At 56.7% G+C, this 14,009-nt stretch carries 14 protein-coding genes and 2 pseudogenes; 14 read left to right on the top strand and 2 right to left on the bottom strand.

All coding sequences use genetic code 11. The features are described from left to right. On the top strand, positions 1-288 hold a 288-nt coding region (locus K290_RS35615), incomplete at its 5' end, for a transposase (protein ID WP_202595647.1). 359 nt (positions 289-647) lie between these two features. Here K290_RS35615 and K290_RS0132270 read toward each other — a convergent pair. Beyond that, positions 648-1,574: a LysR family transcriptional regulator gene (locus K290_RS0132270; protein ID WP_004125953.1), complete on the bottom strand. Its 927-nt coding sequence runs from the start codon at positions 1,572-1,574 to the stop codon at positions 648-650. Between the two features lie 327 nt (positions 1,575-1,901). On the opposite strand from K290_RS0132270, the gene K290_RS0132265 reads away from it, so the two are divergent. From K290_RS0132265 to K290_RS0132210, 13 genes and pseudogenes are all read left to right on the top strand, one after another. Next, positions 1,902-2,492: a NodA family N-acyltransferase gene (locus K290_RS0132265; RefSeq protein ID WP_004125955.1), complete on the top strand. Its 591-nt coding sequence runs from the start codon at positions 1,902-1,904 to the stop codon at positions 2,490-2,492. Next, complete coding sequence (gene nodB, locus K290_RS0132260) at positions 2,489-3,148, top strand: chitooligosaccharide deacetylase NodB (protein WP_004125963.1); 660 nt, start codon at positions 2,489-2,491, stop codon at positions 3,146-3,148. Before K290_RS0132265 ends, nodB begins: the two co-directional genes overlap by 4 nt. Before the next feature lie 11 nt (positions 3,149-3,159). Beyond that, the gene (gene nodC, locus K290_RS0132255) at positions 3,160-4,518 is read left to right on the top strand and encodes a chitooligosaccharide synthase NodC (protein WP_004125966.1); all 1,359 of its coding nucleotides are present in this window, start codon (positions 3,160-3,162) and stop codon (positions 4,516-4,518) included. Next, on the top strand, positions 4,436-5,152 hold the full coding sequence (gene nodS, locus K290_RS0132250) for a nodulation methyltransferase NodS (protein ID WP_004125970.1): 717 nt from the start codon (positions 4,436-4,438) through the stop codon (positions 5,150-5,152). Before nodC ends, nodS begins: the two co-directional genes overlap by 83 nt. Before the next feature lie 35 nt (positions 5,153-5,187). Further along, complete coding sequence (gene nodU / locus K290_RS0132245; protein ID WP_004125972.1) at positions 5,188-6,915, top strand: nodulation protein NodU; 1,728 nt, start codon at positions 5,188-5,190, stop codon at positions 6,913-6,915. Beyond that, the gene (gene nodI / locus K290_RS0132240) at positions 6,903-7,817 is read left to right on the top strand and encodes a nodulation factor ABC transporter ATP-binding protein NodI (protein ID WP_004125976.1); all 915 of its coding nucleotides are present in this window, start codon (positions 6,903-6,905) and stop codon (positions 7,815-7,817) included. Before nodU ends, nodI begins: the two co-directional genes overlap by 13 nt. Before the next feature lie 3 nt (positions 7,818-7,820). Continuing rightward, complete coding sequence (locus K290_RS0132235; protein WP_004125979.1) at positions 7,821-8,606, top strand: ABC transporter permease; 786 nt, start codon at positions 7,821-7,823, stop codon at positions 8,604-8,606. 32 nt (positions 8,607-8,638) lie between these two features. Further along, a pseudogene (locus K290_RS38890) lies at positions 8,639-8,746 on the top strand (aldo/keto reductase); the annotation flags it as partial. 134 nt (positions 8,747-8,880) lie between these two features. Continuing rightward, complete coding sequence (locus K290_RS38825) at positions 8,881-9,078, top strand: aldo/keto reductase (protein WP_331384342.1); 198 nt, start codon at positions 8,881-8,883, stop codon at positions 9,076-9,078. A gap of 112 nt (positions 9,079-9,190) precedes the next feature. Next, the gene (locus K290_RS0132225; protein ID WP_004125985.1) at positions 9,191-9,940 is read left to right on the top strand and encodes a sulfotransferase domain-containing protein; all 750 of its coding nucleotides are present in this window, start codon (positions 9,191-9,193) and stop codon (positions 9,938-9,940) included. Positions 9,941-9,945: 5 nt separating this feature from the next. After that, complete coding sequence (cysD, locus tag K290_RS0132220; protein ID WP_004125988.1) at positions 9,946-10,845, top strand: sulfate adenylyltransferase subunit CysD; 900 nt, start codon at positions 9,946-9,948, stop codon at positions 10,843-10,845. Continuing rightward, a pseudogene (nodQ, locus tag K290_RS35605) lies at positions 10,845-12,742 on the top strand (bifunctional sulfate adenylyltransferase/adenylyl-sulfate kinase NodQ). Before cysD ends, nodQ begins: the two are co-directional and overlap by 1 nt. 144 nt (positions 12,743-12,886) lie before the next feature. After that, the gene (locus K290_RS0132210) at positions 12,887-13,207 is read left to right on the top strand and encodes a hypothetical protein (RefSeq protein WP_004125998.1); all 321 of its coding nucleotides are present in this window, start codon (positions 12,887-12,889) and stop codon (positions 13,205-13,207) included. Between the two features lie 50 nt (positions 13,208-13,257). Here K290_RS0132210 and K290_RS0132205 read toward each other — a convergent pair whose 3' ends face one another. Next, positions 13,258-13,512, bottom strand: a complete 255-nt coding sequence (locus K290_RS0132205) for a DUF982 domain-containing protein (RefSeq protein WP_004126001.1) — start codon at positions 13,510-13,512, stop codon at positions 13,258-13,260. Positions 13,513-14,009: the final 497 nt, after the last annotated feature.

Raw genomic sequence — 14,009 nt, 5'->3', positions numbered from 1 at the left:
CTCATGGACAGTGCCGAGCAAGACGTGCTCGCCTACATGACCTTTCCCAAGCAGCATTGGGCCAAACTTCACTCGACCAACCCCATTGAGCGATTGAACGGTGAGATCAAGCGGCGCACAGAGGTCGTCGGCATTTTCCCCAACGACGACGCCATCGTGCGCCTGGTCGGTGCGCTGCTGCTCGAACAGAACGATGAATGGGCCGTCCAGCGATCCCGCTACATGACACTTGAGACAATCGCCACAATGAGCGATGATCCGCTCATCAGCCTGCCAGCAGCAAGCTGATACTCATCCGACCCTCTGGGATGAGCCGTGGTCGTCTAAGCTACACCACGTCCTGGGACATGATCCGTACCGGTACTTTTCGATATGCGTGTATTCCACCCCTTTTGCACCACCAAGCACATTACCGCTGACCAGAATGTTTACCTGCTGGCGGTACAAGTTCACACACATTGTTATTTTAAACTGGCGTTCTATCGACGGCATCAAAGACATTCCTGCCAATCTGCCTTGCACCGTTCGCCGACTTGCCAGATCCGTTGAAAGCCAGGTGCTTCGATGGCCTCTCTTCCCTATAAACTCTAAGCCGATCTTGCGAGTATCCGCATGAGATGGGCTCCAGCAACATTGCTGGCATCCACTCAATGCTCTGCCGACGGGAGGGCAAGGCGCGATGCTTCCTGTAATAAAATCCCGCGCATCCATAGGCTCGCCGGATCACTGTTTTGAAGCGCAGGCCATTGAACGGCCTCTGTGAATGGGGGAAGCGGCAGTGGAAGGTCCATGATCCGAAGGGGCAAAACTTCTGCGAAATGTTGCGCCAGTCGCAACGGCACGGTCGCTATGCGATTGGTATTGGACAGAACGGGCAGGATCATGCTGAAGCCCTGCACGACGACCTCGATACGTCTCTTAAAACCGTGTTCGAGCAAATACCATTCTTCGATTGATGGTCTTCGTGAATTCCCGAATTTGGCCGCGACGTGCCCCATGGACATGTATCTGTCGAATGTAAGCGGCTGTGATAGCTCTTGGTTCCTGCCACAGCCCACGCATACGAGCCTTTCCTCAAACAGTTTCGCTCGAGGATGTCCAGTTGGCATGAACACGTCCGGGAGAATGATAAAATCGACTTCGCCACGGCGCAAAAGCTCGTCGTAATCATCGGCGAGGGGCAGGAATTCGAAGCTCACGCCTGGGGCTTCCCGCGCAGCACGCTTCACGACCTTTTCCATAAACACGAGTGTGAGGAAATCGGAAAGAATGATCCTGAAACGGCGATCCGACTGAAAGGGATCAAACGGCTCCCAGGAAATGATCGAAAGCTGGATATGGAGTAAGGCTTCACGTACGGCCGAAACAAGGCCCTTCGCACGCGGCGTCAGGACAAGTTCGCGACCATTCATCGTAAACAGTTCATCCTCGAAATAGACACGCAATCGGCCCACAGCAGCGCTCATCGCAGGCTGGCTGAGATTGATGCTGCGTGCCGCGGCCGTCAGGTTACGCTCGGTCATCAATGCGTCGAGCGCGACGAGAAGATTTAAGTCCAGTCCTTTGAAGCGCATCTTTTCCTTCATTCAAGATGTGGATGGTTGCCATCCAAACAATCAATTTTACCGATTCGGCATGATGGTGCATGAGGAAAATGTCGATAACCTGACAAGTATGTCGATTAGCAGACGAGTACATCGGCGTAAGCTTACGAACGACCGACGACGGTCGGAAGTATTCAGAGAGTTGATCATCTCAGACGCGAGCGAAATAGAAAGGTTCTACTATAACGATTGTATGCCGTTGCGACCGCCTGGGGCGTATGACGTGGGTAGACGAGCAGTTGCTGCAATCACACGATGTTTCCCTCAGAACTACAGCAGGAAAAAGGAGGTCTTTGCATGCGCTCAAAGGTGCGGTGGAGACTGTGCTGGGAAAACGAGTTGGAACTCGCCGAGCATATCGAGCTCGCCGACTTCTTTCGGATGACCTATGGGCCAACCGGGCCCTTTAATGCAAAACCATTCGAGGGCAGTCGAAGCTGGGCGGGAGCAAGGCCCGAACTTCGTCTCATCGCCTATGATGCTAATGGTGTCGCGGCTCATCTGGGCTTGCTGCGCCGATTTATTAAAATTGGCGCAATTGATCAGTTGGTGGGTGAGCTCGGACTATATGGCGTACGTCCGGATCTCGAGGGATTGGGGATCGGGCATTCAGTTCACGCCATGCTTCCTGTATTGCGCGAACTCGCCGTTCCATTTGCTTTCGGCACCGTTCGGCCCGCATTGCAAAAGCATATCGAAAGGTTCGGCCGTTACGGTCCGGTAACGATCTTATCGGGGATTCGTGTGTCGTCCACTCTACCGGAGGCGCGCCTCGACAAGCCGCCCACACGCATTGACGACGCGCTTGTCATCGTCCTGCCGATTGGAAGATCCATCTCCGATTGGCCTGCCGGCACGGTAATCGATCGGAACGGGCCAGAGCTATGACGCAACTCGATTGCTTATACGAAATGCCCAATGCGTGCGATGACGCCACCGACCGGCCGAGCATCTATCTGACATTTGACGACGGACCTCATCCCTTCTGTACGCCTGAGATTCTAGACGTGCTGGCGCAACATCAGGCGCCCGCAACCTTCTTCGTTATCGGAACTTACGCAGCCGAGCGGCCGAAACTCATCCAACGAATGATCGCCGAAGGGCACAAGGTCGCCAATCACACGATGACCCATCCGGACCTGTCCAATTGCGGTCCCGGCGAAATAGAACATGAGATATCTGAGGCGAGCAGGGCTATCAAGACTGCATGCCCGCAGGCGTCGGTGCAATATATGCGCGCTCCCTACGGGAGCTGGACCCAAGACGTTCTTTCCGTGTCGGCGAGCGCAGGGCTGGCGGCCGTCCATTGGTCTGTGGACCCGCGAGACTGGTCTCGTCCTGGCGTCGATGCCATTGTCGATGCAGTGCTCGCCTCTATCCGTCCCGGGGCAATCGTTCTGTTGCACGACGGATGCCCTCCAAGCGAGGCGAAGCCGAGCGTAGATAGCAGTCTGCGCCGTCATACCATCATGGCACTCTCTCGCATCATCCCAGTCGTGCGCGACCGCGGATTTTTAATCCGCTCGCTTCCTCAACATCACTGAAAGCGATATTCATGAATCTGCTCGACGCAACCAGCACTGCCGCTATCTCGCTTTATGCGATGCTCTCGACGGCTTATAAAAGCATGCAGGTCGTTTATGCTCGGCCAATCGAGGAGCCATCGACCTCTGCAGAGCCCATTGCTTCGGCGCAATGGCCGAGCGTCGATGTCATCATACCCTCCTTCAATGAGGATCCGGGCACACTCTGGGACTGCCTGGAGTCCATCGCGCAGCAAGAATACGCTGGGGATTTGAATGTCTATGTGGTTGATGACGGTTCCAGCAATCGCGACGCCATCACGCCCGTCCACACGGCGTTTGCACGCGATCCAAGATTCACATTCATTCTGCTCAGGGAGAATGTTGGAAAGCGCAAGGCGCAGATAGCAGCGATACGCCGTTCCTCTGGGGATTTGGTCCTCAACGTCGACTCCGACACCATTCTCGCCCCAGACGTCGTCGTGAAACTTGCACTCAAGATGCAAGATCCGGCAATTGGCGCGGCTATGGGCCAGCTTGCCGCCAGCAACCGCCACGAGACCTGGTTGACCCGTTTGATCGACATGGAATACTGGCTGGCCTGTAATGAGGAGCGCGCGGCACAGGCTCGTTTCGGTGCTGTCATGTGCTGCTGTGGCCCATGCGCCATGTACCGCCGGACTGCGCTTACCATGCTACTCGACCAGTACGAAACGCAAATGTTCCGGGGAAAGCGAAGCGATTTCGGCGAAGATCGTCATCTTACGATTCTCATGTTGAAGGCCGGATTTCGAACCGAATATGTTCCAACCGCCATCGCGGCAACTGTTGTTCCAAACAAGCTGCGCCCTTATCTGCGTCAACAACTTCGCTGGGCACGCAGCACTTTCCGTGACACGTTGCTTGCAATGAACCTTCTGCCTGGTCTTGACCGTTTTCTCACGTTGGACGTCATTGGTCAGAACCTCGGACCGCTCTTGCTCGCCCTATCGGTGCTAACCGGACTAGCGCAGTTCGCGCTCACCGGGACCGTGCCCTGGTGGACATGCCTGATGATCGCATCGATGACCATGATCCGCTGCAGCGTCGCAGCGGTTCGTGCTCGCCAATTTCGATTTATCGGCTTCTCCCTGCATACCTTCATCAACATCTTTTTCCTGCTGCCCTTGAAGGCCTACGCGCTCTGTACGTTGAGCAATAGCGATTGGCTGTCGCGCGGCTCTGCTGCCAAGGCAACAGGCAAGGGTGGAAAGCTGGACGCCATCCAAGACCCGGTTGCTGCATCAAGCCCGAGAGAATCGCAAGAAAATGAAGCTCCGCTTCGCCGGCACAATCTTGCGAGAGATGCTACCAGATCGATGGCATATGACGGCATTTGCACCGACCAGTAATGATCGCTCTATCAAGGTAGACGGCTTGAAAACGCACGACAATTATCAACTTTTAAATCGCGAACTGGCTGCAGATGATCCGTGGCGCCTCGACGGAAATCCGTTCGAACGCAAGCGTCACGCGCAAATGCTCCTGCTGTCGCTTGCCCAGGGGCCCATCGCAAATGCACTCGAAGTCGGGTGTGCGGCCGGCGCCTTCACGGAAAAACTGGCGCCCCATTGCCAGCGCCTCACCGTTATCGATGTCGTGCCAGAAGCGATTGATCGAACACGCCGGCGCATGAACAAGCCGGCACATATCAGCTGGGTTGTCTCAGACGTACAACAGTTTTCCTCTGAAGAGCTTTTCGATCTGATCGTGGTTGCAGAAGTTCTTTATTACCTCGGAGACATTGCCGAGATGCGAATGGCAGTTGGGAACCTGCTTCGCATGCTTGCGCCGGGCGGGCATCTGGTCTTCGGCTCGGCTCGCGATGCGAACTGCCAGCGCTGGGGTCATGTTACCGGCGCTGAGACGGTCATTGCCATTCTCACCGAAATGTTGGTCGAGGTAGAGCGTCTTGAGTTACAGGGGGACTCGGACAACGAAGACTGCTTGCTCGTCCGTTTCCGCAATCCGGTTTCCTCTTCCTAATCAATTGAAGTTTCGAGCTTAGACATGGAGACACTATGCGCATCTGTGGTATAAAGCTGACCCATGACGGGGCGATCGCCCTTATCGAGGACGGACGGCTAGTCTTCTGCATTGAGCAGGAGAAGCAAGACAACAATCGCCGATACCAAACCATCGACAATCTCGACGCAATTGTCACCGCGTTGGCGGAACACGGTCTTAATCCAAGCGACGTCGATCAGTTCGTCATCGACGGATGGGATGGTGAGATCGAGTCGCGTTTCCAGGTCCTCAGCGGCGCGGCTCCCGTCACTCTCACGGGGGCGCCCTACGTTGAACGCCACCCCGACGGTCTTCTCGATTCGCTCGACGGCTCCGGCCTTATTCTCGACGACCGGGTTCTTTCTTATAAGAGCTATCCGCATGTTACCGGCCATGTGGCCTCCGCATACTGCACCAGTCCATTCGCCAAGGCTGGTGAAGCCGCGTTCTGCCTGGTATGGGGTGGCTGCATCTTCCCGCGCCTCTATCACGTCGATGGCCACGGAGCGCGGTTCCTTGAGTCCTTATTCCCGATGATAGGGCAAGCTTACGCTGCCGCGGGCCATTACTTCGGGCCATATAAGCAGCCAAGCCGCGCGGGCTGGGACCTCGGTGTCGCCGGCAAGCTGATGGCCTATATCGCGCTTAGCTCGATTGATGAAGACATCGTCGCGGTGTTCGAAGAGCTCTACGAGGAGCACTTTTCAGGCGATGCCGAGCGAGCCTGTCGCTATCGCGCAAACATCAACGACGCTGAATCTTCCCTTATAGCCGTACATGACTTCTTCGATGCCAGCGTGGTCCGATTGGAGGATAAGGCGCCCGAAAACGTGCTTGCATCATTCCATTCTTTCCTGGAGCTTCTCTTAGTCCGTGAAATGGCGCTTGCCATGCAGCGCCACTCACTGCCAGGGCCGCGTAATTTATGCATAGCCGGCGGCTGTGGTCTCAACATCAAATGGAACAGTGCACTGCGCGAGACGGGCCTGTTCGATGCCGTCTGGGTTCCGCCATTTCCGAACGACAGTGGTTCTGCAATCGGTGCCGCCTGCAGCGCCATGGCGGCGCATGAAGGCTTTGTGCCGCTGGAGTGGTCGGTCTACAGCGGCCCGGCTTTGAAAAACGGCGATGCGCCGCCCGGATGGGAGGCTGCCCCGTGCAGCATATTAGAACTCGCCACGATCCTCGCCAGCAATAAGCCCGTTGTCTTTCTTGCCGGGCGCGCCGAGCTCGGACCCCGGGCGCTCGGAGGCAGAAGCATTCTCGCAGCCGCGACGTCGCCGCAAATGAAAGACTATCTCAACGAAGTCAAATTTCGCGAACACTTCCGGCCGGTGGCGCCAATATGCCTGGAGGACCTCGCGCCGGATATATTCAGTCCCGGAACGCCCGATCCCTACATGCTGTTCGACCACCAGACGCGCCCGGAGTGGAAGGACAAGATTCCCGCTGTCGTCCATCTCGACGGATCTGCACGTTTGCAAACCATTTCCAGGAGCTCTGAACACGCAGTTACCGAACTCCTCATCGAGTATGAAAAACTCACAGGCATTCCGCTGCTTTGCAACACGAGTGCCAACCTCCATGGACGGGGCTTCTTCCCGGATGCTGCCGCAGCCTGCGAATGGGGACGCATCGACCATGTATGGTGCAACGGCGTGCTCTTCACCAAGGAGCGGGTCGCCGAATTGGCGCCAGTTGGCGTCGCAGACAACATGAAGATGAGCACATGTCCACGGTAGCAATCGAACTTGCCGGTGTCACGAAGTCTTACGGCGAAAGGACCGTCGTCGACGGGCTGTCGTTTTCCGTTGGAGCGGGAGAATGCTTTGGCCTGCTCGGGCCGAACGGCGCGGGAAAAAGCACAATCGCGCGAATGGTTCTCGGCATGACTCTTCCTGATTCCGGCAAGATCAGCGTGCTCGGTGTACCCGTGCCGGCGCGCGCCCGCTTGGCACGCAGGCGCATCGGCGTCGTCCCTCAGTTCGACAACCTCGACGCCGAATTCACTGTGCGCGAAAATCTTGTGGTGTTCGGACGCTATTTCGGCATGAGCACACGCGAGGTCGAAAAGGTTATCCCGTCACTGCTCGAGTTCGCGCGCCTTGAGAGCAAGGCGCATGCACGCGTTTCCGAGCTGTCCGGCGGCATGAAGCGGCGCCTGACACTGGCGCGTGCGCTGATCAACGACCCGCAGCTGCTTGTCATGGATGAGCCGACGACGGGCCTTGATCCGCATGCGCGCCACTTGATCTGGGAGCGCCTGCGGGCACTTCTGGCGCGCGGCAAGACAATTATCTTGACCACCCACTTCATGGAAGAAGCTGAGCGTTTGTGCGATCGCCTGTGCGTCATCGAGAAGGGACGCATCATCGCCGAGGGCCGCCCGCATGCGCTTGTCGACGAGCAGATCGGCTGCCAGGTGATCGAAATATACGGCGGCAATCCGCATGAACTGCATTCAGCGATCCGGCCATATGCGCAACGGTTCGAGGTGAGCGGCGAGACGCTCTTTTGTTACGCGTCCGATCCGGAGCCGGTCTTGGCGCAACTGCGCGGGCGAACGGGCCTGCGTCTTTTGCAGCGGCCACCGAATCTGGAGGATGTTTTTTTGCGGCTGACCGGGCGCGAGATGGAGAAATGAATGATGGGTGAAGGTTATGCGACAACGCTGCCGGCTAACGCTTGGAACTGGATTGCGGTTTGGCGCCGCAACTATCTGGCATGGAAGAAGGTTGCGCTTGCGTCGATACTCGGGAATCTCGCCGATCCCATGATCTACCTGTTCGGTCTCGGTTACGGCCTCGGCATAATGGTCGGTCGCGTGGACGGGGCTCCATATATCGCGTTTCTGACGGGCGGCATGGTTGCGGCAAGTTCCATGACATCTGCTACCTTCGAAACGATTTATGCGGCTTTCGCTCGCATGCAATCTCACCGCTGGGAAGCAATCCTATACACACAACTGACGCTCGGCGATGTCATTCTCGGCGAATTGGCATGGGCGGCCACCAAGGCGTTTCTGGCCGGGACGGGAATTTTGATCGTCGCCACTATGCTCGGCTATGCGGCGTGGACGTCGATCCCCTGCGTGCTGCCGGTTATTGCGCTAACAGGGTTTGCATTCGCGAGCGTGGCCATGGTCGTCGTGGCACTCGCACCCAGTTACGACTATTTCATTTTCTACCAGACGCTCGTCCTCACGCCGATGTTGTTCCTCTGCGGCGCGGTCTTTCCGGTCGCGCAACTGCCGGGCGGATTTCAGGAAATGGCGCAGTTGCTGCCGCTCGCACATGCGATCGACCTCATTCGTCCAGCAATGCTCGGCCGGCCGGCGGAAAGCGTCGGCCTGCATGTCGGTGCGCTCTGCCTTTACGCGGCATTGCCGTTCTTCCTTTCGGCAACGCTTCTGCGGCGCCGTCTGATGCCCTGAAGCCGTGACCGCTTACGAAACGGAGTGATGAAATGCAGTATCGCGGACTCGGCCGCAGCGGCCTGAAAGTAAGCGCGTTCGGCTTGGGTACGATGGGCTGGGGAGAGCAGAACACGGAAGCCGAGGCACGCGCGCAACTCGGGGCGGCTCTCGATGTAGGCGTAAACTTTGTCGACACGGCGGAGATGTATCCTGTACCACCGCGCGTCGGGACGACGGTCTCTCGGCGCGCTATATCGACAGTTGGCTGCGCAAAACCGGCCGCAGGCAGGATGTGGTGCTTTCGACCAAAGCGGTCGGTCCCGTCCGGCCAGCCAAAGCAAACCTGCCCTATATCCTGGACGGCCGCGTCAGCTACACGCGCGCAAACCTTTTCGAAGCAGTCGATGCCAGCCTTCAAAGGCTGCAGACGGATCATACCGATCTGTTTCAGCTGCACTGGCCAGACCGCAGTACGAACGTCTTTCAATAGCCTGGCGTAAAGAACCAGCCGGAGAGCCCTTACGCTCGTCGGCGCAACGGCGAAGTTCTTGTGCGGGCGCCATCCCCACCTTTGTGATCAATAACAGTTGGAAACATGCGCAATGATCCATTCCCTACCGTCGCCGGAGCCATTTGTAATCCTTGCGATGCCGCGAACTGGGACGCACTATCTCGAAGCGTTGCTGAACGATCATCCAAATATCTTGAGCAACGGTGAGTTGCTCAACAGCTATGATGAAAATTGGCCCGATAAGGATCGCCTGAGGCACAGCGATCGCGAGCTTCTCGAGCTCGCCTACATGCGCTATCCACCAGCCAAGAAGAAGGTGACGCATGTCGGCTGTAAAATTAACGAGCCTCAATTTTATGAGCGTCCAGGCTTTTTCGACGAATTGGCTCGCTGGCAAGGCCTCAAAGTCATTTTGCTTACTCGCAATACATTGGAATCCCTACGATCGCTGGTGCAGGCAAGGCAAACGGGTCAGTGGCTGAAATTCAGCCCGGACCGTAATGAGCCCCCAAGTGTCTCGCTGTCAGTGAACGAATGCGAAGCCTATTTCAAAGCTGCCGACGATTTCCATGCGCGGGTCAAGGATGCGTTTGATCCGAGCAAACTGCTGATGATCGAATACCAGGATCTTCTTCTTAAACCGAGCGCATGCCTGGCAGCCGTTTTGGCCTTCCTGGGAGCTCCCGCGCATCGGTTTTCCAATCGCGCCACCATTCAACGGCAGGAAACACGCTCGCTCGCTCGCTCGCTGCGGAATTTTGTAGAGCTACGGCGGCACTTTGCAGGCGGCCCCTACGCGAAGTTCTTCGAGCTTGACGACGCATCGGCTCCGCAAGGATAAATGAGATGTCTTTCGACAATCTGCGATACCTCGAATCCGAAGCCATCCATATCATTCGGGAGGTCGCTGCGACCTTTTCCAATCCGGTAGTGCTCTATTCCATCGGAAAGGACTCCTCCGTTTTATTGCATCTCGCAATGAAGGCGTTCTTCCCGGGAAAACCGCCCTTTCCCTTTCTTCATGTGGACACCCGGTGGAAGTTTCGGGAGATGATCGATTTCCGCGACCGCATGATGCGGGAAATGGACCTGAAATTGATTGTCCACGTCAATCAGGATGGCATCGATCAGGGTATCAGCCCGTTTCGAGACGGCTCCAACGTGCACACGCACATGATGAAGACCATGGCGCTGCGCCAGGCGTTGGACAAATTCAGTTTCGATGCTGCGCTCGCAGGCGCACGCCGCGAGGAGGAAAAATCGCGAGCCAAAGAGCGGATCTTTTCCATTCGCAACGCACAGCATGCTTGGGATCCGAAACGCCAGCGTCCGGAGATGTGGAGAACCTACAATACGCGTGTCAGCGCAGGCGAAACGATGCGCGTCTTTCCGCTTTCCAACTGGACGGAACTCGACGTCTGGGAATACAACCAAAAGGAAAACATCCCGGTCGTGCCACTCTATTTCGCGGCGCCGCGGCCCGTCGTTCAGCGCGGTGCGGGGATGATCATGGTCGATGACGAGCGCATGCCGCTTGAGCCCGACGAAACGGTCACGCAGCGCATGATCCGTTTCCGTACGCTCGGCTGCTACCCTTTGACGGGCGCGATCGAATCCAGTGCGGAGACGGTGCCGGAAATCCTGCGCGAGATCGTGGAGGCACGCACCTCCGAAAGACAGAGCCGGCTGATCGATTTCGACGAGGCCGGCGCAATGGAGAAGAAGAAGCGGGAAGGGTACTTCTGATGCCATATCCTTTTTCGATATCGCCGCATGACATGGAAGAGCATCTGGTCCAAGAGGACAAAGGACCGGTTCTTCGATTCATTACCTGCGGTTCGGTCGATGACGGCAAATCGACCTTGATCGGGCGACTGCTCTGCGATGCGCAACTGGTCTTCGAAGACCAATTGGCAGACCTTCGCCACGGGGGCATCCGCGGCGGCAATGGCGAGGAAATCGATTTCTCTCTGGTGCTCGACGGCCTTGAGGCGGAGCGCGAACAGGGCATCACCATAGATGTTGCCTATCGCTATTTCTCCACGTCGAAGCGCAAGTTCATCGTTGCCGACACGCCAGGCCACTTCGAATATACGCGCAACATGGCGACGGGCGCATCAACTGCCGACCTTGCCGTCATCCTCGTCGACAGCCGCCAAGGCATACTCCAGCAAACACGCAGGCATTCCTATCTCGCCTCGCTTCTCGGCATTCGCCATGTCGTCCTGGCTGTGAACAAGATCGATCTCATCGATTTCAGCGAGCCGATATTTGATGCCATTGTGGCCGAATACGTGCGCTTCTCGGCGAAGCTGGGTTTTGCCAGCGTAATGGCCATTCCGATGTCCGCCCGCTTCGGAGACAATGTTGTTTCGAAATCGGGGAAATTACCCTGGTATCAAGGCTCCCCGCTTCTTGAATATCTGGAAACGGTGGAACTCGACGCACCTGACAGGCAAGAACCCTTTCGTTTTCCTGTTCAGCTCGTCATGCGGCCGAATGCGGATTTTCGAGCTACGCGGGCCGGATCGCATCCGGAAAAATTGCGGTCGGCGATCCGGTGATCGTTGCAAAATCAGGTCTGCGATCGTCGGTCAGGGCGATCATTGCCCCTGATGGCAACCAGATATCTGCCGCAGAAGGGGAACCGGTAACCTTGGTTCTTGCCGACGAGGTAGATGTCTCGAGGGGCGACATGCTGGTTGACCCCGCCTCAAGACCTTTTGTCTCGGACCAATTTCAGGCGCATCTTATTTGGTTCGATGCCAATCCGATGCTCCCCGGACGAAGCTATCTCTTGCGGACGGAGACGGACAGTGTCAGCGCCACGGTGACTGTGCTCAAGCACCAACTAAATGTCGACAGCTTCGTTCGCGAACCGGCCAAACTGCTTCAGATGAACGAGGTGGGCGTCTGCAACATCATGACGCAACGACCGATCGTCTTTGACGCCTACAAGGAAAATAGGTCAACCGGCAATTTCATCATCGTCGATAGGGTAAGCAGCGCGACCGTCGGCGCCGGCATGATTGATTTCCCGCTTCGTCGTGCCGACAACGTTCATTGGCAGGCGCTCGACGTCGACAAGGCCGCGCGGTCGGCTCTCAAGAACCAAAAGCCTGCTGTCCTTTGGCTCACCGGTCTGTCCGGTTCGGGCAAGTCGACGATCGCCAATGCACTCGAAGCGCTTCTGCATACTTGCGGCAAGCATACCTATCTATTGGACGGAGATAACGTACGCCACGGGCTTAATCGTGACCTTGGCTTTACCGCAGTTGATCGGGTCGAGAACATACGCCGCGTCGCTGAGGTCGCCAAGTTGATGGCGGACGCAGGGCTGATCGTAATTTGCTCCTTCATCTCGCCCTTCCGAGACGAGCGGCGTATGGCGCGCGAGCTCATGGGCGAAGGCGAGTTCATCGAAATCTTTGTTGACACGCCTTTAGACGAATGTGCGCGCCGAGATCCGAAAGGGCTTTATAAGAAGGCCTTTGCCGGAAACATTGCCAATTTCACCGGCGTCTCGTCTCCCTATGAGGCTCCGGAGAATCCGGAACTTCACCTCAAAACCATGGGCCAGGAGCCAGCGAGGTTAGCGCTTCAGATAGAAGAGTTCCTTCGAAGCCGAATGGAGGAGAAATAGCTCACTGGCCCAGTGCAGACAGGAATTTTAGCAACTGAGAGCCTGTCAACAGGGGAGGGCCGAAAATCTCCTGCAGCTGCTTCGCTGAGAAGAGTAGCCGGCCAGGCCAGCGGGTGCTGGCGTTTCACCAGCTTTACGGACCATATGACGGCAGCCTACCGAGAATACACCTTCAAATACTGGATGGACACTCATCGCAGCGAGGAAATCTTCTTCGTCCTGCAGGTCCAGAAGGTTATGCCAAAAACCTTCGTTGCATTTGGCTCCTGCCGGTACGTGGAGGAAGGGGAGAGGCTTCCCCGATCTCACATCATCGCTGATTGCAAGTCGGAAGCTGATGCGCTCGCCTTACGCGATCGGTTCTTCGCCATACGAGTCGATACGGGCAAGACTATCGAAAAGGAGATGTATCGGCGCGTTGATAAGTTCGCAGCGCGCGCAGAGGGGAAGACGCGAAGACGCTGAAGAAAAACCTATCGCTGCCTCCCACATATATTCGGGAGGCAGGCATGACCTCACCGGCCGTACACAAAGACCCCATCCTCTCGGGCCGCCTTAATGATCGCCTCTCGCACTTCTTCGGCAGTTATTCTGCCCTCATGGGCTGCAAGAACCGCTCTCTTGGCGTCTTCATAGGCTTCGCCGGTATTCTCTGCCGGCCATTCGTTGAGCAGGAAATCGGCAGCGCGCTCGGCGCTGTTGATCGCGACCGCTCTGCCGGCCTGTCTCGTTTCCAGCATCAGAGTTTTATCCCACCATTGTGTGGTCATGGCATTATTCCTCCGCAATCAAAACTGGCGATCAGATGCTTGGTTCCAAGGAGGGCGGCGTGATGCTCATCTTCGAAAGATCCTGTATTCGCATTCGGGTACCCCTCGCACATGCAGGGTTCGCTTATCGCCTACGTGTTTCCAGAATCTCTTTTTGTCCGCTACGCGACTATCTGCGAGGCCTTGGCGCCGACGTCAGGCTTTCAAGACTGATCGAGAGGCGGCTTTCATGCGCAACAGTTGATTGGCAGCCGCGTCAAGTTCCGTTCGCAGGGATCCGACATGGCGTCGACATTGTTCATGATCTAGAAGGCGGCAGTCGGTTCCGCAAGAACGACGAGCGCGGAAATTCATCATCCGCCCGCCATGCTCGGTCCGCCGCAAAGCGCCCAGGGCTCCCCGTAGCTAGTTTCCGTCCACAAACAGGCGTATTTAAGCGCGTTTACAAGGGTTTGTCCTTTGCGGTGAGAGTGGTTTTGGGGCGACGGACAGGATCA

It is taken from the genome of Rhizobium leucaenae USDA 9039, assembly GCF_000426285.1.
Classification (GTDB): Bacteria; Pseudomonadota; Alphaproteobacteria; order Rhizobiales; family Rhizobiaceae; genus Rhizobium; species Rhizobium leucaenae.
This window is presented reverse-complemented; position numbering and strand designations above follow the sequence as displayed.